General features: G+C 45.4%; 23 protein-coding genes and 1 riboswitch. Of the genes, 20 read left to right on the forward strand and 3 right to left on the reverse strand.

All coding sequences use genetic code 11. The annotated features are described in order from the left end of the window. Positions 1 to 25 precede the first annotated feature (25 nt). Positions 26 to 553 (forward strand): thioesterase family protein, encoded by a 528-nt coding sequence (locus tag MKZ16_RS10030; RefSeq protein WP_038569667.1) that lies wholly within the window; start codon positions 26 to 28, stop codon positions 551 to 553. After that, entirely contained in the window at positions 550 to 948 is a 399-nt protein-coding gene (locus MKZ16_RS10035; RefSeq protein WP_036678910.1) for an FxsA family protein, read from the forward strand. The genes MKZ16_RS10030 and MKZ16_RS10035 overlap by 4 nt, the downstream gene beginning before the upstream one ends. Positions 949 to 1,037: 89 nt before the next feature. Here the strand turns inward: MKZ16_RS10035 and ytvI are convergent, their stop codons facing one another. After that, on the reverse strand, positions 1,038 to 2,153 hold the full coding sequence (ytvI, locus tag MKZ16_RS10040; protein WP_036678913.1) for a sporulation integral membrane protein YtvI: 1,116 nt from the start codon (positions 2,151 to 2,153) through the stop codon (positions 1,038 to 1,040). Between the two features lie 397 nt (positions 2,154 to 2,550). Between ytvI and citZ the strand changes: the two genes are divergently transcribed. The 4 genes from citZ to MKZ16_RS10060 all read left to right on the forward strand — a co-directional run bounded on the left by citZ (position 2,551) and on the right by MKZ16_RS10060 (position 6,682). After that, entirely contained in the window at positions 2,551 to 3,663 is a 1,113-nt protein-coding gene (gene citZ, locus MKZ16_RS10045; RefSeq protein ID WP_038569670.1) for a citrate synthase, read from the forward strand. Positions 3,664 to 3,810: 147 nt separating this feature from the next. Next, positions 3,811 to 5,106, forward strand: coding sequence for an NADP-dependent isocitrate dehydrogenase (icd, locus tag MKZ16_RS10050; protein WP_076104077.1), 1,296 nt, complete (start codon positions 3,811 to 3,813; stop codon positions 5,104 to 5,106). Between the two features lie 78 nt (positions 5,107 to 5,184). Then, a complete protein-coding gene (gene mdh, locus MKZ16_RS10055) occupies positions 5,185 to 6,126 on the forward strand; it encodes a malate dehydrogenase (RefSeq protein WP_038569673.1) in 942 nt (313 codons plus the stop codon). 127 nt (positions 6,127 to 6,253) lie between these two features. Further along, a complete protein-coding gene (locus MKZ16_RS10060; protein WP_036678923.1) occupies positions 6,254 to 6,682 on the forward strand; it encodes a hypothetical protein in 429 nt (142 codons plus the stop codon). Between the two features lie 76 nt (positions 6,683 to 6,758). Here the strand turns inward: MKZ16_RS10060 and MKZ16_RS10065 are convergent, their stop codons facing one another. Then, on the reverse strand, positions 6,759 to 7,697 hold the full coding sequence (locus MKZ16_RS10065; RefSeq protein WP_080742451.1) for an AraC family transcriptional regulator: 939 nt from the start codon (positions 7,695 to 7,697) through the stop codon (positions 6,759 to 6,761). A 240-nt stretch (positions 7,698 to 7,937) separates the two neighbouring features. On the opposite strand from MKZ16_RS10065, the gene MKZ16_RS10070 reads away from it, so the two are divergent. The 6 genes from MKZ16_RS10070 (at position 7,938) to thiH (ending at position 14,238) form a co-directional block, all read left to right on the forward strand. Continuing rightward, entirely contained in the window at positions 7,938 to 10,004 is a 2,067-nt protein-coding gene (locus MKZ16_RS10070) for a GDSL-type esterase/lipase family protein (RefSeq protein WP_339815609.1), read from the forward strand. A gap of 236 nt (positions 10,005 to 10,240) precedes the next feature. Next, positions 10,241 to 11,113, forward strand: coding sequence for an SDR family oxidoreductase (locus MKZ16_RS10075; protein ID WP_038569678.1), 873 nt, complete (start codon positions 10,241 to 10,243; stop codon positions 11,111 to 11,113). A gap of 87 nt (positions 11,114 to 11,200) precedes the next feature. After that, positions 11,201 to 11,302: riboswitch (TPP riboswitch) on the forward strand. A 115-nt stretch (positions 11,303 to 11,417) separates the two neighbouring features. Further along, a complete protein-coding gene (locus tag MKZ16_RS10080) occupies positions 11,418 to 12,023 on the forward strand; it encodes a thiamine phosphate synthase (protein WP_076104075.1) in 606 nt (201 codons plus the stop codon). Positions 12,024 to 12,061: 38 nt separating this feature from the next. Next, positions 12,062 to 12,265, forward strand: coding sequence for a sulfur carrier protein ThiS (gene thiS / locus MKZ16_RS10085; RefSeq protein WP_076100105.1), 204 nt, complete (start codon positions 12,062 to 12,064; stop codon positions 12,263 to 12,265). A 55-nt stretch (positions 12,266 to 12,320) separates the two neighbouring features. Continuing rightward, a complete protein-coding gene (locus tag MKZ16_RS10090; protein WP_076104074.1) occupies positions 12,321 to 13,088 on the forward strand; it encodes a thiazole synthase in 768 nt (255 codons plus the stop codon). 34 nt (positions 13,089 to 13,122) lie between these two features. Next, on the forward strand, positions 13,123 to 14,238 hold the full coding sequence (gene thiH, locus MKZ16_RS10095; protein ID WP_076100108.1) for a 2-iminoacetate synthase ThiH: 1,116 nt from the start codon (positions 13,123 to 13,125) through the stop codon (positions 14,236 to 14,238). Positions 14,239 to 14,321: 83 nt separating this feature from the next. On the opposite strand, the gene yfbR is transcribed toward thiH, so the two are convergent. After that, positions 14,322 to 14,927, reverse strand: a complete 606-nt coding sequence (gene yfbR / locus MKZ16_RS10100) for a 5'-deoxynucleotidase (RefSeq protein WP_094901415.1) — start codon at positions 14,925 to 14,927, stop codon at positions 14,322 to 14,324. A 102-nt stretch (positions 14,928 to 15,029) separates the two neighbouring features. Here yfbR and MKZ16_RS10105 point away from each other — a divergent pair, with 102 nt between their 5' ends. The 8 genes from MKZ16_RS10105 (at position 15,030) to mutM (ending at position 25,383) form a co-directional block, all read left to right on the forward strand. After that, the gene (locus MKZ16_RS10105) at positions 15,030 to 16,589 is read left to right on the forward strand and encodes a fumarate hydratase (RefSeq protein WP_076100116.1); all 1,560 of its coding nucleotides are present in this window, start codon (positions 15,030 to 15,032) and stop codon (positions 16,587 to 16,589) included. Between the two features lie 159 nt (positions 16,590 to 16,748). After that, a complete protein-coding gene (locus MKZ16_RS10110; RefSeq protein WP_076104073.1) occupies positions 16,749 to 17,135 on the forward strand; it encodes a VOC family protein in 387 nt (128 codons plus the stop codon). A gap of 179 nt (positions 17,136 to 17,314) precedes the next feature. Next, positions 17,315 to 19,111 carry an ATP-binding protein gene (locus MKZ16_RS10115; protein ID WP_036678948.1) on the forward strand — a complete coding sequence of 599 codons (1,797 nt, stop codon included), beginning with the start codon at positions 17,315 to 17,317 and terminating at the stop codon, positions 19,109 to 19,111. Between the two features lie 109 nt (positions 19,112 to 19,220). Then, entirely contained in the window at positions 19,221 to 19,949 is a 729-nt protein-coding gene (locus MKZ16_RS10120) for a response regulator transcription factor (RefSeq protein ID WP_036678951.1), read from the forward strand. Positions 19,950 to 20,147: 198 nt separating this feature from the next. Beyond that, on the forward strand, positions 20,148 to 20,903 hold the full coding sequence (gene pstB, locus MKZ16_RS10125; RefSeq protein ID WP_036678954.1) for a phosphate ABC transporter ATP-binding protein PstB: 756 nt from the start codon (positions 20,148 to 20,150) through the stop codon (positions 20,901 to 20,903). A gap of 73 nt (positions 20,904 to 20,976) precedes the next feature. Then, a complete protein-coding gene (phoU, locus tag MKZ16_RS10130; RefSeq protein ID WP_036678957.1) occupies positions 20,977 to 21,636 on the forward strand; it encodes a phosphate signaling complex protein PhoU in 660 nt (219 codons plus the stop codon). 188 nt (positions 21,637 to 21,824) lie between these two features. Continuing rightward, entirely contained in the window at positions 21,825 to 24,494 is a 2,670-nt protein-coding gene (polA, locus tag MKZ16_RS10135) for a DNA polymerase I (protein ID WP_076104072.1), read from the forward strand. Positions 24,495 to 24,546: 52 nt separating this feature from the next. After that, a complete protein-coding gene (gene mutM, locus MKZ16_RS10140; RefSeq protein ID WP_036678963.1) occupies positions 24,547 to 25,383 on the forward strand; it encodes a DNA-formamidopyrimidine glycosylase in 837 nt (278 codons plus the stop codon). Positions 25,384 to 25,385 lie beyond the last annotated feature (2 nt).

Consider the following 25,385-nt stretch of genomic DNA (forward strand, 5'->3'; position numbering starts at 1 on the left):
CCTATGCCGAAAGGAGTATTTATAAATGGAATTACAGCAAGACGGCTTGCGAAGCCGGTGGTATGAATCGACCCTGCGTGTTCGATACCAGGAAAGTGATCAGATGGGCGTTGTGTATCATGCGAATTATTTGAACTGGTTTGAGTCTGGCCGTACGGAGTTGTTACGTCAGCTTGGCTTTACTTATCGTGAGCTTGAGAATCAGGGAGTGCTGCTTCCTGTTACCTCAGCCGATTTGCAATTTAAAAGTCCGGCGCGATATGATGATCTTATCTCCGTGTATGCGCGAATGACTACCTTTTCGGCGTTAAGAGTCGCATTTGAGTATCAGGTGCGGAGGCTCTCGGAAGCAGAAGGTAGGAATTTAGAGGGTTCAGCGGCTACTTTGGGACAATTGCGGTCGATGGACCTCCCCGGGGAACTGCTGGTTACCGGCTCGACAAATCATGTTTGGGTGAATCGAGAATGGAAGCCTGCCAGGCTGGATAGAGCCCTTCCGGAGCTGTTTCACGCGATTAAAGGAGCGCTGCGGGAAGAAAGGGGTTCTGTATGATTAGAAGCAAATGGTTGTGGGCTGCATTATTTATCATTCCTGCCGTGGAATTATTCGGCTTTATCTTTGTAGCAGATCAGCTTGGAGCATTCAAAACGCTGCTGCTTATGTTGACCACCTCGGTTATCGGTTTATTGATGATGCGTTTCGAAGGGAATAAGGTGCTGCAAGACAGCAGAACACATATGCAGGAGGGACGCGTTCCTGGCCGGACGATGCTGGATGGCCTATGCATTTTTTTCGGGGGCTTACTGCTGATCTTACCTGGTTTCGTAACGGATATTGTAGGTTTCTCCTTGGTGTTTCCGTTGACTCGGCCTTTGTATCGTATATTTTTGCTGAAGTGGATTGAGAAAAAGATGAAAAACGGCACCTTCACTTTTTACCGCCGCTAGTTATAATCAAAACAAAAACAGAGCGGATCCCGGTCATTGATAGGGATCCGCTCTGTTTTGCTATTCTAGGAATTGTAGGGTATTGTTTATTATCTTAGTCTTCCGCTGACAATATAGCTGTGTAACGCGTGAAATACACCTGCTCGGTTAAAGGCTACAAGGATAACTAGAATAACGGGACCGATGATCAGCCCAAGCATGCCGAACAGCTGCAAACCTGCAAACATACCGACCAGCATAGCAAGGGGATCAAGCCCAATGCTGCTGGCGAGCACTTTCGGCTCAAGCACTTGGCGGGTTATAAGGATAACGGCATATAGGATAGTAAGTCCGATCCCCAGTGCCAGATTGTCTGTCATGTAAGAGTATAAAGCCCAGGGAATCATTACGATTCCAACCCCTAAATAAGGCAGCAGATCCACAAAACCAATCATTAAGCCAATAGCGAAAGCAGATTTTACACCCAAGAGCAGCAACCCGATCACGACAATGACCGCTGTAATCGAGATGAGGATTAGCTGAGCCCGGAGATAGCCGAAGAGAGCTTTTCGCAGATCCCGCCAGATATCCGATACAGGCTTTAAGAACGGTGCTGGCAGCCAGCTTGTGAGTTTGGCATTATGTCTTTCCCAGCTAGTACTAATAAAAAAGGCAGCGAGAACGACCACGATAAGAATTGTACCCATACTGGGTAGAGCAGAGATCAGCTTTAAGATCACATTAAAAAATCCGGTCACCACTTGCGTAACTGCGTAACCAACTGTTTCCGTTGTTCTGCTGATATTGCTGTCAATGGTGGCGTGATAGTCAGGATTGTCGCGGTAGAACTGATTTATCTGGTTAATGATATTCTGTATGCTTGCATTCTGGCTCAAAGACAGCAGAAGCTCTCTCCATTGGTCCGTATGAAGATTAAAGGTCTGCAGCAGCACGATCAATTCTTTCACTAGCCTTGTAATCATCGCGGTCAGTACTAGTGCGGTTCCGCCTATGTAAAATAGCAGCGAGAGCGACACTGCGAGCCACGCTGGGAGCTTAAGACCTTTAAGAATCAACACTAGTGGATGCATGATATAAGCGAGCAACCAAGCGAGCAGGAGGGGGTATAACAGCGGAAGCAATAAATAGATTGCCAGCAGGAGGATAGAGGTAGCCAGAACGACCCACAGGCCGCGCAGCAGTCTTTTTAATGCTAATCGGTCCATACGAAGATCTACACCTCCTTCATTCCTGCTGATGCAGGGGAATAAAAGCTCGTCTTCATATATATTCATAGAACGTATTTAAAGACTAGGAAACGGGATAAATATTGGGCTGAACCGGATGCTATAAACTAAAATCTCAACTGTGAATCAAGGGTTTAGAAGTTTTTTTCTATCTCTGTGATAAAATCATTTGATGCGCTGCAAAGCTTCCACATTGTTCACATAACCGACAAAATCCAGTATGATGAATAAAGATTCGATTACGAAAGTCAGACAACATCCTCGCCGGATATGCCCTTGAACTGCACTTATTAGATTTTTCAATGCTTTAAATTGGAAATGTTTTCATGAAACCGAGAATGCTTTTTATACCTTGTTGGCAAAGGAGAGATATGCTATGACAGCTACCAAAGGCTTGGAAGGTATCGTTGCAACAACTTCATCCATTAGCTCTATTGTGGATGGGGTACTCACTTACCGTGGTTATGATATTGATGATCTCGCAGAAAATGCTACCTTCGAAGAAACCGCTTATTTATTGTGGTTTGGCAGTCTACCAACAACACCAGAGCTGGAAGCGCTCAAACGGGATTTCAGTGCTTTCGCACGGATTCCTGAGCCAGTTATCGAGCAAATGAAGCTCTATCCAAAAGACACCAACACCATGGCAGCATTGCGGACTGCTGTATCAAGCCTTGCTCTCTATGATGAAGCGGCTGACGATATGAGTAGAGAAGCTAACGAGATTAAAGCAGTAAAACTACAGGCACAGCTCCCGACGGTTGTGGCAGCCCTATCGCGTATTCGCAAAGGTCTGGAACCTGTGGCTCCTAAAGAAGGCGTCTCGATTGCCGAGAACTTCCTGTATATGCTATGGGGAAAAGAGCCTGACAGTGTATCTGTTAAAGCGCTTGATACCGCACTTGTGCTTCATGCGGACCATGAGCTGAATGCTTCAACTTTTGCAGGCCGGGTTACGGTTGCAACCTTGTCCGATATTTATTCAGGCGTAACCTCTGCTATCGGTGCACTCAAGGGTCCACTTCACGGTGGGGCGAATGAAGCCGTTATGAAGATGCTTGAAGAGATCGGAAGTTTGGAAGCGGTTGAACCTTATATTCATAAGAAGCTGGATAACCGCGAGAAGATCATGGGCTTCGGCCATAGAGTATACAAGAATGGTGATCCACGTGCTAAACATCTGATGAAAATGTCACTTGAACTTGGCACAATGAAGAATGATACTACGCTGTATGATATGTCCGTAAATATCGAGGAATTGATTACCGGACAAAAGGGACTTAAACCAAATGTTGATTTCTATTCGGCATCAGTTTATACACAGCTGGGTATTGAACGTGAGCTGTTCACTCCTATCTTTGCAATTAGCCGGACTTCAGGCTGGACTGCGCATATTCTGGAGCAATATACAGATAACCGTATTATCCGGCCACGTGCAGAATACACAGGTATGATTGAACAGAAATACGTTCCAGTAGACGAAAGATAGAAGGGCAGCCTTGCAGGCTGCTCCTAAAGTTTAGTAGAATGAACCCTAGAATATATGCAATAATGCATATTCATACGTAGAGAGTTTTGTTCGAGGCTTGTCCATGAGAAATTAAATCCCACAAAACTTTAGGAGGAATACACTCAAATGTTGAAACTAGAAAAATTCGATCTGCCAACAGAAGGCGAACAAATCACAATTAAAGATGGTAAACTGCAGGTTCCTAATCATCCAATCATTCCTTTTATCGAGGGTGACGGCACAGGCCGTGATATTTGGAAGGCTTCCAAACGCGTACTTGATGCAGCAGTAACTAAAGCTTATGGCGGCACAAAGCAAATCGCTTGGTACGAAGTTTTTGCTGGCGAAAAAGCCTTCAATACATATGGCGAATGGCTGCCAAATGATACATTGGAGGCAATCCGTGAATATTTTGTAGCTATTAAAGGTCCGCTTACGACTCCAATCGGAGGCGGTATTCGTTCATTGAACGTAGCTTTGCGTCAAGAGTTGGATTTGTACGTATGTCTGCGTCCAGTTCGTTATTTCGAAGGGGTTCCTTCTCCTGTTAAACGTCCTGAGCTGGTGGATATGGTTATTTTCCGTGAGAATACGGAGGATATTTATGCAGGGATTGAATATCAAGAAGGTTCTGCTGAAGTGAAGAAAGTCATCGAATTCCTGCAAAAAGAGATGGGAGTTAACAAAATCCGTTTCCCTGAAACTTCTGGTATTGGTATCAAACCAGTATCCTCCGAAGGTTCGAAACGTTTGGTGCGCGCTGCGATTGAATATGCGATCAAACACGGACGCAAGAGCGTAACGCTTGTGCACAAAGGAAACATCATGAAGTTCACTGAAGGTGCCTTCAAAAACTGGGGTTATGAAGTTGCTGAGCAAGAGTTCGGAGATAAGGTCTTCACTTGGAATCAATATGATGTGATTAAAGAACGTGAAGGTGAAGCTGCTGCCAATGCTGCTCAGAAGGATGCTGAAGTTGCAGGCAAAATCATCATCAAGGATGCCATTGCGGATATCGCATTGCAACAAGTTCTGACTCGTCCGACTGATTTTGATGTTATTGCTACCTTGAACCTGAACGGGGACTACCTGTCTGACGCGCTTGCTGCGCAAATCGGCGGTATCGGTATCGCTCCTGGAGCGAACATTAACTATATTTCTGGACATGCGATTTTTGAAGCCACTCATGGCACCGCACCTAAATATGCGGACAAAGATGTTGTGAACCCTGGTTCCGTGATTCTGTCCGGTGTAATGTTGCTGGAGCATCTGGGCTGGCAGGAAGCAGCAGATCTGATTTATAAAGGTATGGAAACAGCTATTAATAACAAGACCGTGACTTATGACTTTGCCCGCCTGATGGAAGGCGCAACTGAACTGAAATGCTCTGCATTTGCCGACGAGATTATTAATCACCTCTAAGAGACTGGCTCAACCAACTGGATATATTGAAGTTTAGCTAATACAAGCTATACCGACACCGTTCTAGGAGGAGAATCCTTGGCAATCAAACGTTATAAAATTACAGTTGTAGGTGCCGGTTTTACTGGTGCTACTACAGCTCTTATGCTTGCTCAAAAGGAGCTTGGTGACGTTGTGCTGCTTGATATCCCACAAATGGAGAACACTACCAAGGGGAAGGCACTAGATATGCTGGAAGCAGGTCCTGTACAGAAATTTGACAGTCAAATTACAGGAACCTCAAGCTATGAAGATGCTGCGGATTCAGATATTGTAATCATCACTGCAGGGATTGCCCGTAAACCTGGAATGAGTCGCGATGATCTCGTGAACACCAATGCAGGTATTGTGAAGTCGGTATGCGAGAACATAAAACGTGTAGCACCAGATTCCATTGTAATCATTCTGAGCAATCCAGTTGACGCTATGACCTATGCAGCATTTAATGCGCTGGGTTTTCCGAAGAGTCGCGTAATTGGACAATCCGGAGTGCTGGATACAGCCCGCTATAACACGTTTATTGCACAAGAGCTGAAGGTATCCGTTGAAGATGTACGTGGTTTCGTATTAGGCGGACATGGCGACGATATGGTACCCCTTGTAAGGTATTCCAGTGTCGGTGGCATTCCAATTGATACATTGATATCTGCGGAGCGTATTGATGAGATTGTGCAACGTACACGTGTGGGTGGCGGAGAGATTGTTAACCTCTTAGGAAATGGTAGTGCTTATTATGCACCAGCGGCTTCTTTAGTTCAGATGGCGGAAGCTATCTTGAAGGACAAAAAACGGATCATTCCGGTTATCGCCTTGCTCGAAGGAGAATATGGCTATGATAACCTGTTCATGGGTGTTCCGGCGTTACTTGGTGCCAATGGTATCGAGAAGATTTTTGAACTGGAGCTTACAGCTGAGGAAAAAGCGGCTTTGGATAAGTCTGCTGAGTCCGTGCGTAGCGTAACAGCTGTAATAACTGTATAGATTGTGACAGAGGTATGAAGAAACCCCCATTTTGTTTACTTAAAATGGGGGTTTCCTTTTCTTCTTAAGCAATAATGGGTATAATTAAATGTAACTATTATCACAGTTAAATCGGAGGAGATATGTTATGGATTGGAACGTTTTGTTTTTCTTACATATGATCGGAACCTTGGCACTTGGCTTCTACCTTGTGCTACCCTTCATTCTAGGACGTGCAGAGAAACTGTCGTCTGGGGCGAAAGAAGGAACTTTAAGTGCCGTAACCGGATTTAATCGTTTTGCGCAGTATGGATTGGTGATCCAACTCCTTACAGGCGGTTATATGATGACCAAAGGTGATTATTCAGTAGCGTGGATGATTATTGTTGTTGTGTTACTGCTAGCGATGTTTGCGCTTGGCGGTATTATGAGCAAGCCTTTGCGTCTTGCAGCAGCTGGAATTCGTGAGAACCGCGACGTTAGCGCAGAGACTGGCAAATTGCGCACACTTAGTGCACTGCTTACGGTGTCATTGCTATTGATGGTATTCTTCATGGTGTTTAACGACATAGTTTAACTTACAGCGAATTATACCCGCCTCCGTAATGGAGAGCGGGTTTTTCGTATGTTCCGGTGATTTATCTTCATAAACGTTAATCCCTGATAGGATTAGTATAAGATTTCGGCCGGTAGTTTAAGGGAGAAACACCCGTCCATCGCTTGAATTGTCGGCTGAAGTGGCTCTGGGAAGCAAACCCGAGTTGTTCAGAAATCATCTGTATTTTTAAATCGGTATGAAGCAGTAAATGTTTTGACTTCTTTAATCTTAGGTTAGTTATGTACTGCCTAGGAGATATCTTATACACCTTTGTAAACAACTTATGGCACTGCACCCGACTTAAGCAAAGCTGCTCAGCAATCAAATTAACCGTGAGCTCCGGTAAATGAATATTGGCTGCAATATATTTTTCGATCTGATGAGCAGTTTCCACCTCGTACAAAGAGTTTGCTTGTCTCGCTGTGTTGGAATTCTCTGAATTCGAGAGCTGTACATCAATGAGTTCAGTCAAAATCATCAGAATGATCGCTTGCAAACGAAGCCTTTCTTTTACAAGGATCATTTCTTCAATTTCCTCGGGAAATCCAGTGGATGCCGTCCTGGCGAGAATATTGTTCTTAATAAATTCATCCAAATGTTCCAACTGGTGATTTAATCCCGAACGCTGCATTTGTTGGTTATTCCATTTCTGTACAGCCTGAGATTGAAACCATTCACGAAACTTTAAATCGTCAATATCGAAATGAAAGGAGAGGTAGATATAGTTGCTCAGGCCTGAATTAACTACATAATGACGTAAGCCAGGCGGAATGATTAACCAATCCCCTTTACCAAAGGCGATGGAGCTTCCTTCTACATATTGATGGGAGTTGCCATCGTAGCAATACAATAGTTCGAAGATTTTGTGATGATGATCAGGGTATGCCCACCCAGATTCTGCTACACGATAATGAACACCGATCAACTGCAGTGTACTTATAATGTTCGGAAAGCTGACTTTGTAAGCGATAGGAGTTCTCCTCCTTAGGATCAATAGGGATGTTCTTAATTATATCAAGGATACCTATACATATGACCGTTTTGCAGTGTGAGCCGTTGATCAATTCCAAGTTTTACGTTACAAAAGGTCAAAAAAAAGAATGAAATCATCATTTGAATCACTTTAGAGAAAAGGGATAATGGAGGAACCTAGGTAAGTACTTCGAGAAACGGAAGGAAGTGTAATGAAGTGAGAAAGCTGTGTAGGGATATACTAATCTTATCTTCTTTACTTATGGCTTCATTGACTCTTACTCACGGTATAACAGAGGCAGCCCTTATTAAAGATGGGGTAGAGGGGCAACCTCCAATCCAAATTGCAAACGCATACAAGCTTAATTTTACAAACCAAGTTAAAGCAGGGTATCAATCCGTTAGGTATGATCCTAATCGCGGTGCGCAATTGTATGACTCATCATTAGGTTATGGTTTTGTCCAAGAGACCAACGCTTTACCCGCTAGAGAAGTGCATACCGATTCAATTACATCCGATGGAACAGGTTTTTTCATCACAGAATCTTATTTTTTTGCTGAACCTAAATCTGAAAAGGATAATTATAATAACTACGGCATGGCGTTTCGAATGGATGCTTCCCCTGGAACCTACAACGTATATGTAAAAACGACTTCTGACGCAGAGGATGGGATCGTGTCAGTATCAGGAATGCAGACCAGCCGCTTGTTGAAAAGTGGACATTGGGACGCGGCAAAGCTTGTACCCGTCAAGCATACGGCTGTAGCCAAAGGGAAAGAGTGGACTTATACGTATGTAAACGGCCGTGACCATATAGATATTGAGATTGAACCGAACAAAGTGAACACAGCTGTAGGGATTGAGGAGATCATGCTGGAACCGATTTTGCCACAGCATAGAGCAGCTGGAGCTCTTCCGAATTTATTTATACTTGGAGATTCCACGGTCAAGTCCTACACCTTCGACGAAGCGCCAATGAGTGGTTGGGGCCAGATTATTGGCAGTATGTTTAATCAACATAAAGTGAGTGTAACTAACTATTCCATGGGAGGACGCTCGTTTAAAAATGCCTATACAGAAGGTCGACTTAACGACATTTTACTGAGTGGCAGCATTGGGGATTATGTGTTTATTCAATTCGGACACAATGATGAGAGTGCAGATGAGTTCAGACGTTACGGCAGAGGTTCGACTGAGGCAATGTATGAAAACTACCTTAAAGAAGTTTATCTCCCTGCGATCCAAGCCCGGGGCATGATACCGGTACTGGTAACGCCAATGTCCAGAATTAAAGGGAATGCAAGTCCGGGATATATCTATGAGAATTCTTTTAAATCAAGAAAGTTTGTAGATATTCTTAAACGGGTTGCAGATGAATCTGGAGTTACACTTATTGACCTTAACTCGGAAAGTCTGAAATATTATAACGAGATCGGAGGAGAAGCGATAACAGCCCTCTTCATGTCAATTGAAGCCGGAGAAACGCCAGGCAAAACAAATGACGGAAGTTACGCTAACGGGCATCCTTCAAAGAAAATCGATGGGACTCATTTTAAAGAAGCGCTCGCCAAACAATTTTCGCGGATGATTGTTACGGAGCTTGTAGAGAAAGGTGCTACTGGCGATTCTACTGCTGCCTCCATTACTGCTTATCTTAAAGGGAACGTTAAGCATGCGGCACTAACAGGCAACTGGGATAAGGTTTTTCCGGAAATAACTAATGATACGACGACCGGGGAAGCTGCTTATTACCGCAATCAAATTGAAAAATTAATCCAGCTGGGAGTAATGGGCAAAGACCGTCAAGGGAATTTTAAGCCAGATACGGAGATGACAGTTGCTGAATTCACACGCAGTATTTCTAAGTTAATGAAAGTGGAAAGATCAGATCTTGCCTATTATCCGAAAGGTAAGCTGTCACGTGAAACGATGGGTGCTATTCTCTATGATGTTTACCAAGTAAAGTTTGCTAATAAACCTAAGTACATGACTGATTATAACGGCACAGCAGTAGTGCCAGGAGATCCTGGTTATGATTTCAATCTGGATCCAGGAGCTAGAGGAGCGATGTACTATCCACTTGTATCCTGGCAGCAGCTGGTTGATACGGCGGACATTTCTCCTTTTTTAATTTCAAAAGTGAAAAGTGCTTATGAATTAGGGCTTATTAGATCTGAAGTGGGGATTGCTAGAGGCCAAATGGTCAATGGGACAGAACTAGAACCTAAAGCCATAGTGACCCGGGAGAAAGCAGCTAAAGCTCTTTATTTTATGTGGGTACTGGAACATGGAGTGAATGCAGAAAATCATGTTTCTTCTTTGAAATAGTTAGGGTGAACAATTCAAGGCACAGCAGCGATGCTGTGCCTTTTTGTATGCAGTGAAGTCCTCTCCACTTACAGCAGTTTACATCCACGGTTGTTTATTTCTACTTGCATTGTGGTAAGTAAGATTCGTAAAGCGATTTAAGAAAATGACAAACCCAGCGTATAAACGTGCATTGTTGTGCCATCCTAAGATGATCAGTTAACTATCAATTTGCTTAACGAGAGGAGATAGGGAAGATGTCAGGCAATAATAAACAAGCTACAAAAACCTTACCCCCACAGGAGCAGCATCATCAGCCAGGGATTGAGAGTGAAATGACGCCGCTGCCCAAATACGAGCCGGCAAATTATAAAGCAGCAGGTAAACTGCAAGACAAGGCGGCGTTGATTACCGGTGGAGACAGCGGAATTGGGCGTGCAGTTGCTGTGCTTTTTGCTAAAGAAGGTGCTGATGTGGTCATTTCATATCTTAATGAACACTCAGATGCAGAGGAAACTAAACGTCAGGTCGAGCAGGAAGGCCGCAAATGTATCCTAATTCCAGGTGATATCGGTGACGAGAAATTCTGTAAGGATCTTATTAAACAGACGGTAGAGGGCTTAGGAAAGCTTGATATTCTCATCAATAACGCGGCGGAGCAACATCCGCAAGCTAAGATCGAGGATATTACTTCCGAGCAGCTAGAGCGTACTTTCCGTACGAATATATTTGCGATGTTCTATTTAACAAAAGCAGCTATGCCTCATTTAAAAGCAGGATCTACAATTATAAATACAACTTCAATTACCGCTTATCGCGGAAGCCCGCAGCTGCTGGACTATTCATCAACTAAAGGAGCTATCCTGAGTTTCACACGATCTTTGTCCACGAATCTGGCGGAGAAGGGCATACGGGTAAACGGTGTAGCACCAGGTCCAATCTGGACACCGCTAATTCCCTCTACCTTTGATGCGAAGCAGGTTAGCGAGTTTGGAGGCACGCAGCCTATGAAACGGCCTGGACAACCAGAGGAGCTGGCGCCAGCCTATGTATATCTTGCCTCTGACGATTCCAGTTATGTGACTGGACAGGTTATTCATGTAAATGGTGGCGAGGTAGTAAACGGTTAGATTAGTACAGCTAATGTGAATAAATGGGTGTATTTCAATAAAAAAATATGTTACTATAAACCACGTTAGCATTTTAAAATTGTATATTTATGTCACTAGGGGTGCCGATTGGCTGAGACGGAATGGATTTCCGGACCCTTTGAACCTGATCTGGTTAAGACCAGCGTAGGGAAGTGGAGAACGAATTTCTGTTGTCGGGCTATTTGTAGTACCGTCTATTTACAGATTCTGACTGCCTTCCTTACGGGGGCAGTTTTTTTGTTTTTTACTGACCTACAGGGAAGTGAGAGAGAGGAGATCGCGAGTGGTACAAGCTGAGATCCATCTAATATCAGACGGCAAGCAGCAGTTGAGACAATTTGTTGAACTGGCTGTCACGGTGCAGACATGGGTCGATTATATTCACTTAAGAGATAAGCAATGTCCAGCACGCGAACTGCTCTCTGCGGCACAGGAGCTGTTGGCTGCCGGTATACCCGCTACCAAACTGATAATCAATGACCGGATCGATGTAGCATTGGCAGCTGGTGCCGCGGGTGTTCAGTTGGCTGGGCACAGTCTGAGCCCGGTTACAGCCCGGCGAATTGCACCTCAGCTTTGGCTGGGGAGATCGGTTCATTCTCCGGAAGAAGCGGCGAATGCTTCAGAGCAGGGAGCTGATTATTGCTTGTTTGGCCATGTATTTCCCTCGGCGAGCAAGCTAGGGCTGCCCGCACGTGGGTTAGAGCTGCTTGCAGAAACGGTGAAGACTAGCTCTATTCCTGTAATTGCGATTGGCGGAATTGGTCCCGCTAATGCGGCGCAGATCATTAGGCAAGGCGCGGCAGGGATTGCTGTGATGTCCGGTATTTGCGGAGCGGATGATCCTTATGAGGCCGCCAAAGCTATTCATAAGGCGGTTCATTCATAGCCGGGAGGTAAAAGCATAGGCGAAGGGGGTGATTCAGAATGAGACTGTTGATTAACGGGAAATCCGCAGAGTGTTCTGGTGGTATTCAAACTATAGCTGATTTGATCAGTCTTCCTGAGTGGTCGGGTCGTCTGATGATCATTGAGCTGAATGGAGAAATTGTCAGTAAGGAGAATTATGAAAGTACTGCTCTGAGCGAGGATGATCGTTTGGAACTGGTGCACTTTGTTGGTGGGGGTTGAGATGGAGCGGTATAGAATTTTGAGAAATTTCTAAGAACCAAAGGGAGGTAATTTCATGCATGACCCGTTACATATTGGAGGCATCGGATTAACTAGTAGATTATTTATCGGAACCGGAAAATATAGCCGGAATGCTCTGATCCCCGAAGTGATCGCAAGCTCTGGTTCTCAGGTGATTACTGTAGCGCTTCGCCGAGTGGACCCGGAAGGTGGAGCAGAAAATATCATGAACCACATTCCCGGCCACATGACTCTTCTGCCTAATACCTCAGGAGCGCGTACAGCGGAAGAGGCAGTCCGTATTGCGAGATTAGCAAGAGCTGCGGGACTGGGGAACTGGGTGAAGATCGAAGTGATCAATGATCAGAAATACCTGCTTCCAGATAATCTGGAGACCATACGAGCTACAGAGATTCTAGCGGCGGAGGGTTTTGTAGTACTGCCATATATGAGTCCGGACCTTTCGGCTGCTTTACGTCTGAGAGATGCCGGTGCTGCTGCTGTGATGCCGCTTGGTGCGCCGATCGGGACGAATCGCGGCCTGCGCACCAAGGAGCTCGTGCGTATTCTTATTGAAGAAGTGAATTTGCCGATTATTGTAGATGCCGGAATTGGCAAGCCCTCGGAAGCGGCGGAAGCAATGGAGATGGGGGCCGCTGCTGTTCTGCTTAATACGGCTATCGCAACGGCACGTAATCCGCTCGTCATGGCGGAAGCGTTCCGCGAGGCGATATCCGCTGGCCGCAAAGCTTATTTGGCAGGACTCGGTCCTGTAGAAGAAGTTGCTTTTGCTTCGTCACCGTTGACTGGATTTCTGAACTGAATTTGATAGGTTCACCAAAGGAGGGAGGATTAGCATGAGCTTTTTTGACACACTGGCCCGCTTGGAGCAGTATCCTTATGAGCAGCTGTGGAAGGAGTTCCGGGAGGATGACGTTAAGCGGGCGCTTGGAAAAGACAAGCTGAACGAAAATGATTTGCTGGCATTGCTCTCTCCGGCAGCAACGCCGCTGCTAGAGGAGATGGCGCAAGCTGCTCAGCGACTGACCCGTGCACATTTTGGTTATTCGATGCAGCTGTTCACACCGATGTATCTTGCCGATTTTTGTGTGAATCATTGTACCTACTGCAGCTTCAGCTCCATTTATGATTTTCCGCGTAAAAAGCTGTCCTTGGAGGAGGTTCGCAGGGAGGCTGAGAAGATTGCAGCTACAGGTCTGCGGCATATCCTCATTTTGACTGGTGAATCGCGCCGGGAGAATCCTGTCTCATATATTAAGGATTGTGTAGTTGTACTTAGAGAATTTTTTTCCTCCGTCAGTATTGAGATAAATCCTCTATCGACTGCCGAATATAAAGAGCTTCTTCAAGCAGGCGTGGATGGATTAACACTATACCAAGAGGTTTACCACCAGGAGACTTACAAAAAGCTGCATGTTAAAGGGCCTAAAAGAAACTACCGGAATCGCCTGGATGCACCTGAACGCGGCTGTCAGGCAGGTTTTCGTTCTGTGAATATTGGTACGTTGCTCGGGATGTACGATTGGCGGCAAGAGGCATTCCAAAGTGCCATGCATGCCCGCTATCTACAGGATCGGTATCCAGATTGCGAGATCAGCCTGTCACCCCCACGGTTTCGGCCTTATTTAGGGGAATTTAACCCAGAGTGCGATGTTACCGATCGATCACTAGTGCAGATTATTTTGGCATACCGGTTATTTTTACCCCGTTCGGGCATTACTTTATCTACAAGAGAGCCTGCCTCTCTACGCGATCATTTAATTCATCTAGGAATAACTAAGATGTCAGCCGGGGTCACTACTGAGGTGGGCGGTCACACTAATGCAGGGGGAACTCCGCAATTCGAAATATCCGATAGCCGCAGTGTGCAGGAGATTACGGAAATGCTATATACGAAGGGTTTGCAGCCGATTTTTAAAGACTGGGATATCCTGACTGAATCAGTAACGTAACGCTTGTATTTTTATTATTAATCACTAAAGGGACCCCTGCGAGATTCATGCGGAGGTCCTTTTTTCTATTGTGTAGATGGTGTTTAGTTTCCGGCAGAGAGCTCATCGAGAGACATTTCGAAGCTCGGTGCCATATGAGTCAGAAAATAATCCACTTCCTGCAGGCCAAGCCCACGAAGTTTTGCTGCTGTCTGCTCCTTCGCGGCGGCAAATTCTCGGTTGCCTGCAGCAACCTCCCATACGCATTTCAAATAAGCATCCAGCCGATCAGCGGCTTTCACATAGCTGTGCAGCAGAATGTCCTCCGAATCGGGAGGGCTGTCTTCCGGTCGTATGAGCTGAGTGTAGATGCTTTTTAGCTCTGATGGAATCATTCCAGTTAAGCGATCAGCCGCAACTTTTTCCATTTCGCGGAAGCTGGTGAGCAAGCGAGGATTGTTGTATTTTACCGGCGTGGCAATGTCGCCTGTGAATACTTCGCTGGCATCATGGAAAAGAGCTATGGTTGCTGCTCGTTCCGCGTTTAGTGAACGTCCAAAATGTACATTACCGATGGAACAGAGCATATGTGTGAGCAATGCAACATGAAAAGAATGCTCAGCGACGTTCTCCGGTGCGGTGCTGCGCATCAAGCTCCAGCGCTGAATATACTGAAGACGATATAGATAGGCAGAAAAATGGTAGCTCAATTTTAAAGTAACCCCTTTCATGCGGTGCTAGGTATGATATTATTATACTAATTGTATCAAACTTTAGATAACCTGGAACTGCCGAGAGGAGCTTGAATGAAGATGCAGCATTTTGAAGACAGTATTTATAACCTTATCGTAGAAACTTCCACGAATTTGCCGGGAGATGTACGCCGGGCAGTTGCAAAAGGTCGCGCGCTGGAAGACAGGGCTACCCGGTCCGGTCTTGCTTTAACCACGATTGCGCAAAATATCGGAATGGCTGAGCAGCAAGTGTCTCCGATCTGTCAAGATACGGGAATGCCTACATTTATCATTCACACCCCTGTGGGAATCAATCAGATTGAGATGAAAAAAGATATTCATAATGCCATTGTACGAGCGACCAAGAATGGTAAACTTCGTCCCAATTCTGTAGATTCATTAACAGGTGAGAATAGCGGAGATAACTTGGGTGCAGGAACACCAGTCATTCATTTCGAACAATGGGAAGAGGATAAAATAGACGTTAGACTTATTCTGAAGGGTGGAGGCTGCGAGAATAAAAATATTCAATACAGTCTCCCGGCAGAATTAGAAGGACTCGGCAAAGCGGGTCGGGATCTGGACGGAATCCGTAAATGTATTTTACACGCGGTATATCAGGCGCAGGGACAAGGCTGTAGTGCCGGTTTTATTGGCGTGGGTATCGGCGGTGACCGTACGACTGGCTACGAGCTGGCTAAGAAGCAGTTGTTCCGCAAAGTGGAGGATGTTAATCCGATAGAAGACCTTAGCAAGCTGGAAGACTATATTATGGAGAATGCTAACAAGCTTGGAATTGGCACGATGGGTTTTGGTGGTGAGGTATCGCTGCTGGGCTGTAAGGTTGGCGTTATGAATCGTCTGCCAGCTAGCTTTTTCGTATCCGTTGCTTATAACTGTTGGGCCTTCCGCCGCCAAGGGGTGCTGGTTGATCCATCAACTGGCAATATAGAGGATTGGTTATATGAGAGCGGCACAGGGATATCTGTAGATGATGAAGGAGCACATGAATCTGAAGCGGTAATTGCTGAGGGAGCTAACAGCCCAGCCTCTGAGTCGCGGGAAGTACGTCTTACAACGCCGGTAAGTGAAGAGGATATCCGTAGTCTGCGTGTTGGAGACGTGGTTATTTTATCCGGTGAAATGCATACAGGCCGTGATGCTCTGCACAAATATTTAATGGATCATGAGTCTCCGGTAGATCTGGAAGGGGCTGTGATTTATCATTGTGGTCCTGTGATGATGAAAGATGAGGAAGGCTGGCATGTAAAAGCTGCGGGCCCAACTACGAGCATTCGTGAAGAGCCTTATCAAGGCGATATCATCAAAAAATTTGGAATCCGTGCAGTCATCGGAAAAGGTGGTATGGGTCCAAAAACGTTAAAAGCGTTACAGGAGCACGGCGGGGTATACCTCAATGCGATTGGTGGAGCCGCACAGTATTATGCAGAGTGCATCAAGAAGGTCAACGCTGTTGATTTTATGGAATTTGGTATTCCTGAGGCGATGTGGCATCTCGATGTGGAGGGTTTTGCAGCGATTGTGACGATGGATGCTCACGGCAACAGTCTGCATGCGGATGTGGAAAAAGATTCTGCAGCTAAATTGACTCAATTCAAGGAGCCAGTGTTTAAATAAATGGGGTTACAACCGGTGGATAAGTCATGAGGAGGGCAGATTCTCTGAATGGCTTTTCCATGGGTTTTAATCAAATTATAAGGATTTATATGTTCCAGACTATAAATTATCCTTAAGGAACGCCGAAGGCGTTTTTGCCTGTCCAAAGGAGGACAACGAATGGCACCACATTATATTAGAAATGGGTTTCTTAACGTTACGCCGTATTTTATTGCGGAAGATGCAGACCAATTGATAGATTTTGTTGTGCACTGCTTTGATGCCAAAATTATTGATATGCTGCGAAACGATGAGGGTAGGATTAGGCATGCCGAGGTCAGAATCGGTGATTCCATCATTGAGATTTCCGAAGCGAATGAAAAGTATTCACCGGTACAGCTTGCCATTCATCTTTATGTAAGAAATGTTGATGAGACCTACCGCAAGTGCCTGAATGCCGGGGCCTCTATTATTGAAGAACCACTGGATAAGTCCTATGGAGAAAGAGGAGCAGGGGTTAGAGACCGTCAGGGTAATCAGTGGTTTCTTGCCACCCGTACAGAATAAACACATGTGTTTTTACAAAAGTAATACAAAGTAACAGTCCAGAGTTAATCAACTCGGGCTGTTACTTTTATATAATCTACTCTGGGGGGGCTTATGTCACGGTCATAGTCGTACTGGTATTTTGGAGAAAATGAAGTTAGGATAAAAGATACAATGATAAAGGGAGAGGCACATTTCAGATGAAACCGTTTCGCGCTCGTCTTACGTTTATACTTATGGCCTTAATCGGTATTTCCATGATTGGTACTGGATTTACGATGGCTCATCTGTTTAAGAGCTCCCATATAACTGCTCTGGAAGAGAATATGTCCCGGGAAATAAGTTTGCTCTCAGGCACACTGGAATTTGTAGATATGAATTCTTCAAATGCGATCCCGTATTACACTGAACAGGCGGAGCATATTTCTAAACTTTTAGATTCTCGGATAACGTTTATTACAAAGTCGGGTAAAGTAATTGGCGATTCTGAGAAAAACCCCTTGGAAATGGACAACCACTCCAATCGTGAAGAAGAGATAGGGGCTGCGAAAGAGGGAACTGGACGGGCAATCCGTTACAGCGAAACTCTAAAGCATGAGATGTTATATGTGGCTGGAAAGGTAACTTCTGATCAAGGATTTGACGGCTATATTCGGGTCTCAATGGGACTTGATGCTGTTACTCAAGGTCTTAAGCATGCTTGGATGATCATGGCTGCAGGTCTTATTATCTTGTTCTTGTCAGCAACTATTGTGAGCTATAAAGTAGCTTCAAGCATGACTTCCCCGTTGGAGCAAATCACAAGAGTCGCCCGGCGGATTACCGATCTGGATTATGATGCCAGAGTTCATTTGAAGCGTAAAGATGAAGTTGGACAGCTGGCTACAGCGATTAATGCGATGGCAGACAGTCTTCAAGACCAGCTCAAGACGATTCGTGATAATGAGGATCTGCTGCAAAGCGTGCTGGATAATATGACTGGCGGCATCATAATGATCAATGCGGAAGAAGAGATTGCGCTGCTCAATCGGGCTTCAGAGCGAATGCTTGATGTCAGCAACAGTGAAATGGCGGGTCATTCGTACAAAGAGTTAAAACGGCATTATGAGCTAACCCGTCTGCTTGAAGAAGGGGTATTAAGCCGGGAGCCGATTCATGAAGAGCGAAGTATTTATAACCCAAGAGAGCGAATTGTACGGATGGACGCGGTTCCGATGATCCAGGATGGTACGTACAGAGGTATGCTTTTCCTATTGCAAGAGGTTACGGAAATTCGCCGTTTGGAGCGGATGCGCAGTGAATTTGTCGCTAACGTATCGCATGAACTAAAGACTCCGGTTGCAGCGGTCAAAGGGTTTGCCGAGACCTTACTGGGAGGCGGAGTTAAAGATGAGAAGACGGCGAGATCCTTCCTGCAAATTATATATGATGAGAATGAGCGTTTAAATCGCTTGATTGGAGATATTCTGGAATTATCTAAAATCGAATCTAAACGGGTGCAGCTCGATTGCTCACCGGTTCATATCATTGAATTCTTTGATTCCGTGCTGGGAACCATCAGTAAAGTCGCTGAGAAGAAAAACATTAGTCTTAATGTAGAGGTTCCTGAGGAGCTGTTCATTGAGGCGGATGAGGATAAGCTGCGTCAAATCTTTATGAATCTTTTCTCTAATGCGATTAATTACACACATGAAGGCGGAAACGTAAAGGTCTACGTTAAGAGTCTACTGAAACCAGACGGCTCCGAAAATGTTCAATTTACTGTTAGCGATACGGGTATGGGGATTCCTAAAAAAGATCTGCCGCGTATTTTTGAACGTTTTTACCGTGTGGATAAGGCAAGATCCAGAAGCTCCGGTGGAACGGGATTGGGGCTGTCTATTGTGAAGCATTTGGTAGATATGCACCATGGAGTGATTTCAGTTGAAAGTGATCTGGGAATCGGCAGTTCCTTTGTGATTGAATTGCCTTTGCTGCAGGAAGAAAAGACCGATTAGATTTTTGTAAATTCACTTTTTCAATTTTACACTAAGTTAACATTACGGTGATATGATGGTTTTGTTGCTGTTTTGTAAAAATCAAACTATATGGAAGACGGGGGAACCTATGGCTCAACGATTGCTTGTCATTGAAGACGAACCGACACTAGCCCGGCTGCTGTCCTATAACTTAACGCAGGAAGGTTACGAGGTGACGGTAGAGGATCATGGAACGGCAGGATATGATCGTGCGACGAGGGAACCTTTTGACTTGATCGTATTGGATCTGATGCTGCCAGGAATGAATGGCATTGACATCCTTGATAAATTGCGTGGACAAGGTATCCGCACACCTATTATCGTATTGACTGCTAAAAATGCTGAAGAAGATGTGGTTAGAGGGCTGAAATCCGGTGCTGATGATTATATAACCAAACCTTTTGGAGTATCCGAATTGCTTGCAAGAGTGAGCGCTGTATTACGGCGGATTTCCGGCCTTGCTGAGGAGGCTCCACAAGAGACACCTATATCTGCTTCAACGATCATTCTGGGACAACTAGAAATCTATCCTGAGCGGTATGAAGTTTCCTTAGGAGGACATAGCATCAACCTTCGACCTAAAGAGTTCGAGGTATTGTTATATTTGGCCCGTAAACCCGGGGTAGTGCTGACAAGAGATGATCTTATGAACGCTGTTTGGGGCTTTGATTATATTGGTGGACAGCGTACAGTTGATGTGCATGTAAGTTCACTCCGTAAAAAGCTTGAGCTAGATCCAGAATCCGTTCATATCGATTCCATTCGAGGTGTAGGTTATAAATTAGTTGTTAACAAAAAGAGAGCTCCGGTCATTTAGCATGACGGGAGTTTTCTTCTTTATCCCGTTCATAAACAAGATTCAGGTGAGATTACACGCCGAATTGTAGGGAATACTATCACGTGGACTAATTCATCTTCACCAATTTTACATTGCGTTAACATTTCTCTCCAACTGTATTTACATTAAAAGCTTATTATGGAGAACGAAGATGATGAGAAGGAGACGTAAATACTAATGAAATCCATCATTGACATAGAGAAACTTGATCTCTACTATGAGTCATTTCACGCACTGAAGAATGTGAATCTGCAAATTCCGGAGAAACAGGTTACTGCTTTTATCGGACCTTCCGGTTGCGGAAAATCCACTCTGTTGCGCACGCTGAATCGTATGAATGATATGATTCCTGGTACACGTATTGAAGGAACTGTAAACATCGGTGGCAAAAATATTTATAGTGACGAGGTAGAGGTAGAAAGCCTGCGTAAACAGGTCGGCATGGTATTCCAACAGCCAAATCCTTTTCCAAAGTCGATTTACGACAATGTAGCTTACGGTCCTCGCCTGCATGGCATTCGTTCAAAGAGCGAACTGGATGAGATTGTAGAGCAAAGTCTGCGTCATTCCGCGCTGTGGGAGGAAGTTAAAGATTTTCTGAAAAAATCTGCCCTTAGCTTGTCCGGCGGACAGCAGCAACGGCTGTGTATTGCCCGAGCTTTGGCAGTTCAGCCGGATATCCTGCTCATGGATGAAGCAACGTCTGCACTGGATCCTGTGTCTACGCTCAAGATAGAGGAGCTTGTACAGGAATTAAGAAGTAAGTATACAATCGTTATGGTTACTCATAACATGCATCAGGCGGCACGTGTATCTGGTCGAACCGTGTTTTTCTTGAATGGTGTAATTGTAGAGGCGGCGGATACAGAGGTGTTGTTCTCGACTCCTAAGGATTCCCGCACCGAAGATTATATTTCTGGACGTTTCGGCTGATACGGGCTACAAGGGCGCTCGTCCTTGGAAATGGCAAGCTGACCATACATTAATGAGGAGGATCGCTCTTACTATGATTCGCAGAAAAGAATTTGATAAAGATTTGGAAGAGCTACGCAGTCTGCTGCAGCAGATGGGTGAACATGTAATAGATGCTCTTGGTGGAGCAATTGTTGCTTTACAGAATCTTGATACTGTACGCGCTCAGGAAATCATTAAAGCAGATTTGCAGCTGAATGCCATGGAAGATAAAATCATGGAAATTGGCTCACGGCTAATTATTACGCAGCAGCCTGTAGCAAAAGATTTGCGCCGCATTATCGTTGCTTTCAAAATATCTAGCGATTTGGAACGTATGGGTGACTTGGCTATTGATGTTGCGAAAGCAACTATGCGCATCCATGGACAGCAGCTGATCAAGCCGCTTGTAGACATTCCGCGTATGGCGGAAATTGTGACGACCATGATTGATGAGGCTATCCAGTCTTATCTGGATGAGAACACTGATCTGGCTTATAGAATGGCACAAGATGATGATCAGGTCGATCAATTATATGGTTCGATGATCAATGAGCTATATAGTTATATGGTGGCAAAACCGGATTCTGTGTCCCAAGCTATGTTATTAACGCTGGTAGGCCGTTATATTGAACGGATTGCCGATCATGCGACTAACATTGGTGAGAGTGTTGTTTATCTGGTCACAGGCAGCCGTCCGGACTTGAATCAGTAATTTGTACTTACACATCTTTTGTTATATCTTTAGTTAAACTAAGTAGCCGCCCTTTTAAAAGGGCGGCTACTTGTTGTATATCCTTAACATATCAGCTTATCCCACTGTTTAGGTTGGTAAAGCCGTTTCTACTTGTAGAGGGCATATGGTAAGATGTAAGGAGTAAGCATGAAAAGGCGAGGTGCACTATGGACAAGTTGATACTTATAGATGGAAACAATATTATTTACCGTGCTTTTTTTGCGATGCCCCCGCTGACGAATACAGCAGGGCAACAGACAAATGCGGTGTACGGATTTACAACGATGCTGCTTCGATTAATTGAAGAACATAAACCGACACATATGATTGTCGCTTTCGATGCAGGGAAAGTTACTTTTCGGCATGAAGGTTATCAGGATTATAAGGGCGGCCGGCAAAAAACACCGCCCGAGCTCTCCGAGCAGTTCCCATTGCTGAAGGAATTGCTGACTAATTTAGGTGTACCGCAGTTTGAAATTGGCAATTATGAGGCTGATGATATTATTGGCACCATTTCGCGCCAGGCGGATGAAGCGGGACGGCAGGTTATGATCGTGTCGGGAGACAAGGATATGTTGCAGCTGGCCTCTGAGCATACGACCGTTGCTTTAATCCGCAAAGGGGTCACTGAAGTTGAGCTTTATGGGCCGGAACAAATCCGGGAGAAATATGACCTAACCCCAGAGCAGATCATTGATCTTAAAGGGCTGATGGGCGATGCGAGTGACAACATCCCGGGAGTACCCGGCGTAGGTGAGAAGACAGCTTTGAAGCTGCTGCATCAATTTGGATCGGTGGAAGGTGTCTTAGCTGGAACCGGTGAGCTAAAGGGTAAAATGAAAGAAAAACTGGAAACCCATGCGGAAGATGCGGTAATGAGTAAAAAATTAGCGACCATCTATCGCGAAGTGCCGCTTGAGCATTCGTGGGAAGACATGGTCTTTAATGGAATTTCAGCGGATACAGCCGGCCCAGCGCTTGCCAAGCTGGAATTTAAATCACTGTTGGAACGTTTGTCTCTTAGTGCTTATGCTCCTGTTGCCGAGGGAGAGGAAAGTGCTGCTGAAGTAGAAGCAGCTGCACTTGATATTACGATCGTAAGTGAAGAAGAACTTAAGGGGCTAAGTGAAGCCCTGGCTGGCATTTCGGCGCTGCATGTGGAATCGAATGGAGATAATCCGCATCGTGCCGAGGTAATCGGAATAGGATTGTCCTCTCTGGAGCGGCATTACTATGTGCCGTTTGAATTACTGCATAAGCCAGCTGCTGCGAAGCTGCGTGATTGGCTAGGAGATGAAAAGGCTCCGAAAAGTGGATATGATCTTCACCGCGCTGATTTGGCTCTACACTGGCAGGGAATTGCTTTTGCAGGTGCAGCCCATGATGTGCAGCTGGCGGCTTATTTGCTTGATCCTACGGAGGCTAATCAGAATCTAAACGATCTCACTGCTAAATACGGCTTGCCGCGGCTCTCTCCTGATGAAGAGGTATTTGGTAAAGGTGCCAAATACAAAATCCCTGAGCTTGAAGTCTTAGGAAATCACGTTGCACGAAAGAGTGCAACGGTTCTTGGAATCGCACAGAAGCAACAGCAGGAGCTGGTGAAGACCGCGATGACAGGGCTATTCGAGGATCTGGAAATGCCTTTGTCACGGATTTTGGCGGATATGGAGAAACAGGGGATTGCAGTCAATGCTGGTGATCTTAAAGAGCTTGGAAAAGAATTTGAGGCGCAAATTTCCAAATTGGTCAGTGAAATATACGAGATTTGTGGCACTGAGTTTAATTTGAACTCACCAAAGCAGCTGGGTGAAATCTTGTTTGTAAAGCTAGGTCTGCCTGTCGTCAAGAAGACGAAGACGGGTTATTCCACGGATGCCGAAGTGCTTGAAAAACTGGCGCCATACCACGATGTGGTGCGTTTGATTTTGCAATATCGCACAATTGCGAAGCTTCAATCTACCTACGTAGAGGGGCTGCTTAAAGAAATTTCCCCGAACACAGGGAAGGTGCATACATTCTACCGGCAGACGATTGCCGCTACAGGACGGCTTAGCAGCCAATTCCCGAACTTGCAGAATATCCCGATTCGTCTAGAGGAAGGACGCAAAATCCGCAAGGTATTCGTTCCGTCCGAACCGGGCTGGTCCATCCTGGCAGCCGACTATTCGCAGATCGAACTGCGTGTGCTTGCGCATATTTCAGGTGATGAGCGGATGAAGGAAGCTTTTCTGCATGATATGGATATTCACACGAAGACAGCGATGGATGTGTTCGGTGTGACCGCGGAACAGGTGGACAGCAATATGCGCCGTGCCGCAAAAGCCGTAAACTTCGGGATCGTCTACGGGATCAGTGATTACGGCCTCTCGCAGAATTTGAATATTCCGCGTAAGGAAGCCGCTCAATTTATTGAGCAGTATTTCGAGGTATATCAGGGTGTGCGCCGCTATATGGACGATATCGTAGTAGAGGCGCGGAAGTATGGTTATGTGACCACGTTGCTCGAACGTCGCCGTTATCTGCCGGAGATTAATGCGAAAAACTTTAATCTGCGCTCTTTTGCGGAGCGGACAGCAATGAATACACCTATACAGGGAACAGCAGCGGATATTATCAAGCTGGCGATGGTGCATATGGACAAGGCATTATTTGATCGTGGGCTTAAGAGCCGTATGCTGCTTCAAGTACACGATGAGCTTGTATTCGAGGTGCCAGAGGATGAAATGGAGCTTATGAAGACGCTTTTGCCGGAAGTAATGGGTGGAGCCCTGAAGTTATCTGTGCCACTTAAGGCAGAGGTCAGCTTTGGAAGTAACTGGTACGAGGCGAAATAGACTCCCTTTAAGGTGTGCATATCAGCTATAATGTAGTTGAGGTGAAGACATCATGCCGGAATTACCGGAAGTAGAGACAGTCAAGAGAACACTTAATGAGTTAGTTAATGGAAAGCAGATAGAGAATGTAACCGTCCGGTTGGCGCGGATTATTCAGCGTCCGGATGATATTCAGGCTTTTGCCCACCTGCTGGCAGGTCATAGCATTGTTAAAGTTGAACGAAGAGGAAAGTTTTTGCGTATTGTGCTGGATGGTCTGGTGCTTGTGTCACATTTGCGGATGGAAGGCCGTTACGGACTTTTTTCAAATGATGACCCACTGGACAAGCATACACATGTGATTTTTCATTTTACGGATGGAACTGAGCTGCGTTACACGGATGTTCGCCAGTTCGGTACGATGCATCTTTTTCAGATGGGAGAAGATCTTCAGCTGCCGCCTTTAAACAAGCTGGGGCAGGAGCCGCTGGAGCCTTCTTTTACACCGGAGAGGTTTAAGCAGATCGTGTCAGGTAAAAGCACCAAAATTAAATCGCTGCTGCTTAATCAGGAATATATCGTCGGCATCGGCAATATTTATGTAGATGAGTCGTTGCACCGTGCGGGCATCCATCCTGAAGACAGCGCCAAATCGCTCACGGACAATCAATTGGACAAGCTGCATCATGCCATTGTAAGCACGCTGGCCGAAGCGGTTAACGCCGGAGGTTCATCTGTTAAGTCATATGTTAATGGCCAAGGTGAGAGCGGTACGTATCAGCAGCAGCTATTGATTTACGGTCGTAAGGATCAGCCGTGCAGTAACTGTGGAACGATGATTGAGAAGACGGTTGTAGGCGGTCGTGGCACGCATTATTGTCCAAATTGCCAGCGTCCGACGGTTAACTGAAT

This window comes from Paenibacillus sp. FSL R5-0928 (genome assembly GCF_037970385.1).
Lineage (GTDB): Bacteria > Bacillota > Bacilli > Paenibacillales > Paenibacillaceae > Paenibacillus_AQ > Paenibacillus_AQ odorifer.

What these genes read in the sequence shown, in the direction of transcription:
- MKZ16_RS10070 (WP_339815609.1), top strand. Translation starts at nt 7,938, where the DNA reads ATGGCTTCATTGACTCTTACTCACGGTATAACAGAGGCAGCCCTTATT.
- MKZ16_RS10060 (WP_036678923.1), top strand. Translation starts at nt 6,254, where the DNA reads ATGGATTGGAACGTTTTGTTTTTCTTACATATGATCGGAACCTTGGCA.
- phoU (WP_036678957.1), top strand. Translation starts at nt 20,977, where the DNA reads ATGATTCGCAGAAAAGAATTTGATAAAGATTTGGAAGAGCTACGCAGT.
- thiH (WP_076100108.1), top strand. Translation starts at nt 13,123, where the DNA reads ATGAGCTTTTTTGACACACTGGCCCGCTTGGAGCAGTATCCTTATGAG.
- thiS (WP_076100105.1), top strand. Translation starts at nt 12,062, where the DNA reads ATGAGACTGTTGATTAACGGGAAATCCGCAGAGTGTTCTGGTGGTATT.
- MKZ16_RS10075 (WP_038569678.1), top strand. Translation starts at nt 10,241, where the DNA reads ATGTCAGGCAATAATAAACAAGCTACAAAAACCTTACCCCCACAGGAG.
- MKZ16_RS10120 (WP_036678951.1), top strand. Translation starts at nt 19,221, where the DNA reads ATGGCTCAACGATTGCTTGTCATTGAAGACGAACCGACACTAGCCCGG.
- MKZ16_RS10030 (WP_038569667.1), top strand. Translation starts at nt 26, where the DNA reads ATGGAATTACAGCAAGACGGCTTGCGAAGCCGGTGGTATGAATCGACC.
- MKZ16_RS10115 (WP_036678948.1), top strand. Translation starts at nt 17,315, where the DNA reads ATGAAACCGTTTCGCGCTCGTCTTACGTTTATACTTATGGCCTTAATC.
- mutM (WP_036678963.1), top strand. Translation starts at nt 24,547, where the DNA reads ATGCCGGAATTACCGGAAGTAGAGACAGTCAAGAGAACACTTAATGAG.
- icd (WP_076104077.1), top strand. Translation starts at nt 3,811, where the DNA reads ATGTTGAAACTAGAAAAATTCGATCTGCCAACAGAAGGCGAACAAATC.
- MKZ16_RS10105 (WP_076100116.1), top strand. Translation starts at nt 15,030, where the DNA reads ATGCAGCATTTTGAAGACAGTATTTATAACCTTATCGTAGAAACTTCC.
- MKZ16_RS10110 (WP_076104073.1), top strand. Translation starts at nt 16,749, where the DNA reads ATGGCACCACATTATATTAGAAATGGGTTTCTTAACGTTACGCCGTAT.
- ytvI (WP_036678913.1), bottom strand. Translation starts at nt 2,153, where the DNA reads ATGGACCGATTAGCATTAAAAAGACTGCTGCGCGGCCTGTGGGTCGTT.
- MKZ16_RS10035 (WP_036678910.1), top strand. Translation starts at nt 550, where the DNA reads ATGATTAGAAGCAAATGGTTGTGGGCTGCATTATTTATCATTCCTGCC.
- pstB (WP_036678954.1), top strand. Translation starts at nt 20,148, where the DNA reads ATGAAATCCATCATTGACATAGAGAAACTTGATCTCTACTATGAGTCA.
- polA (WP_076104072.1), top strand. Translation starts at nt 21,825, where the DNA reads ATGGACAAGTTGATACTTATAGATGGAAACAATATTATTTACCGTGCT.
- citZ (WP_038569670.1), top strand. Translation starts at nt 2,551, where the DNA reads ATGACAGCTACCAAAGGCTTGGAAGGTATCGTTGCAACAACTTCATCC.
- MKZ16_RS10090 (WP_076104074.1), top strand. Translation starts at nt 12,321, where the DNA reads ATGCATGACCCGTTACATATTGGAGGCATCGGATTAACTAGTAGATTA.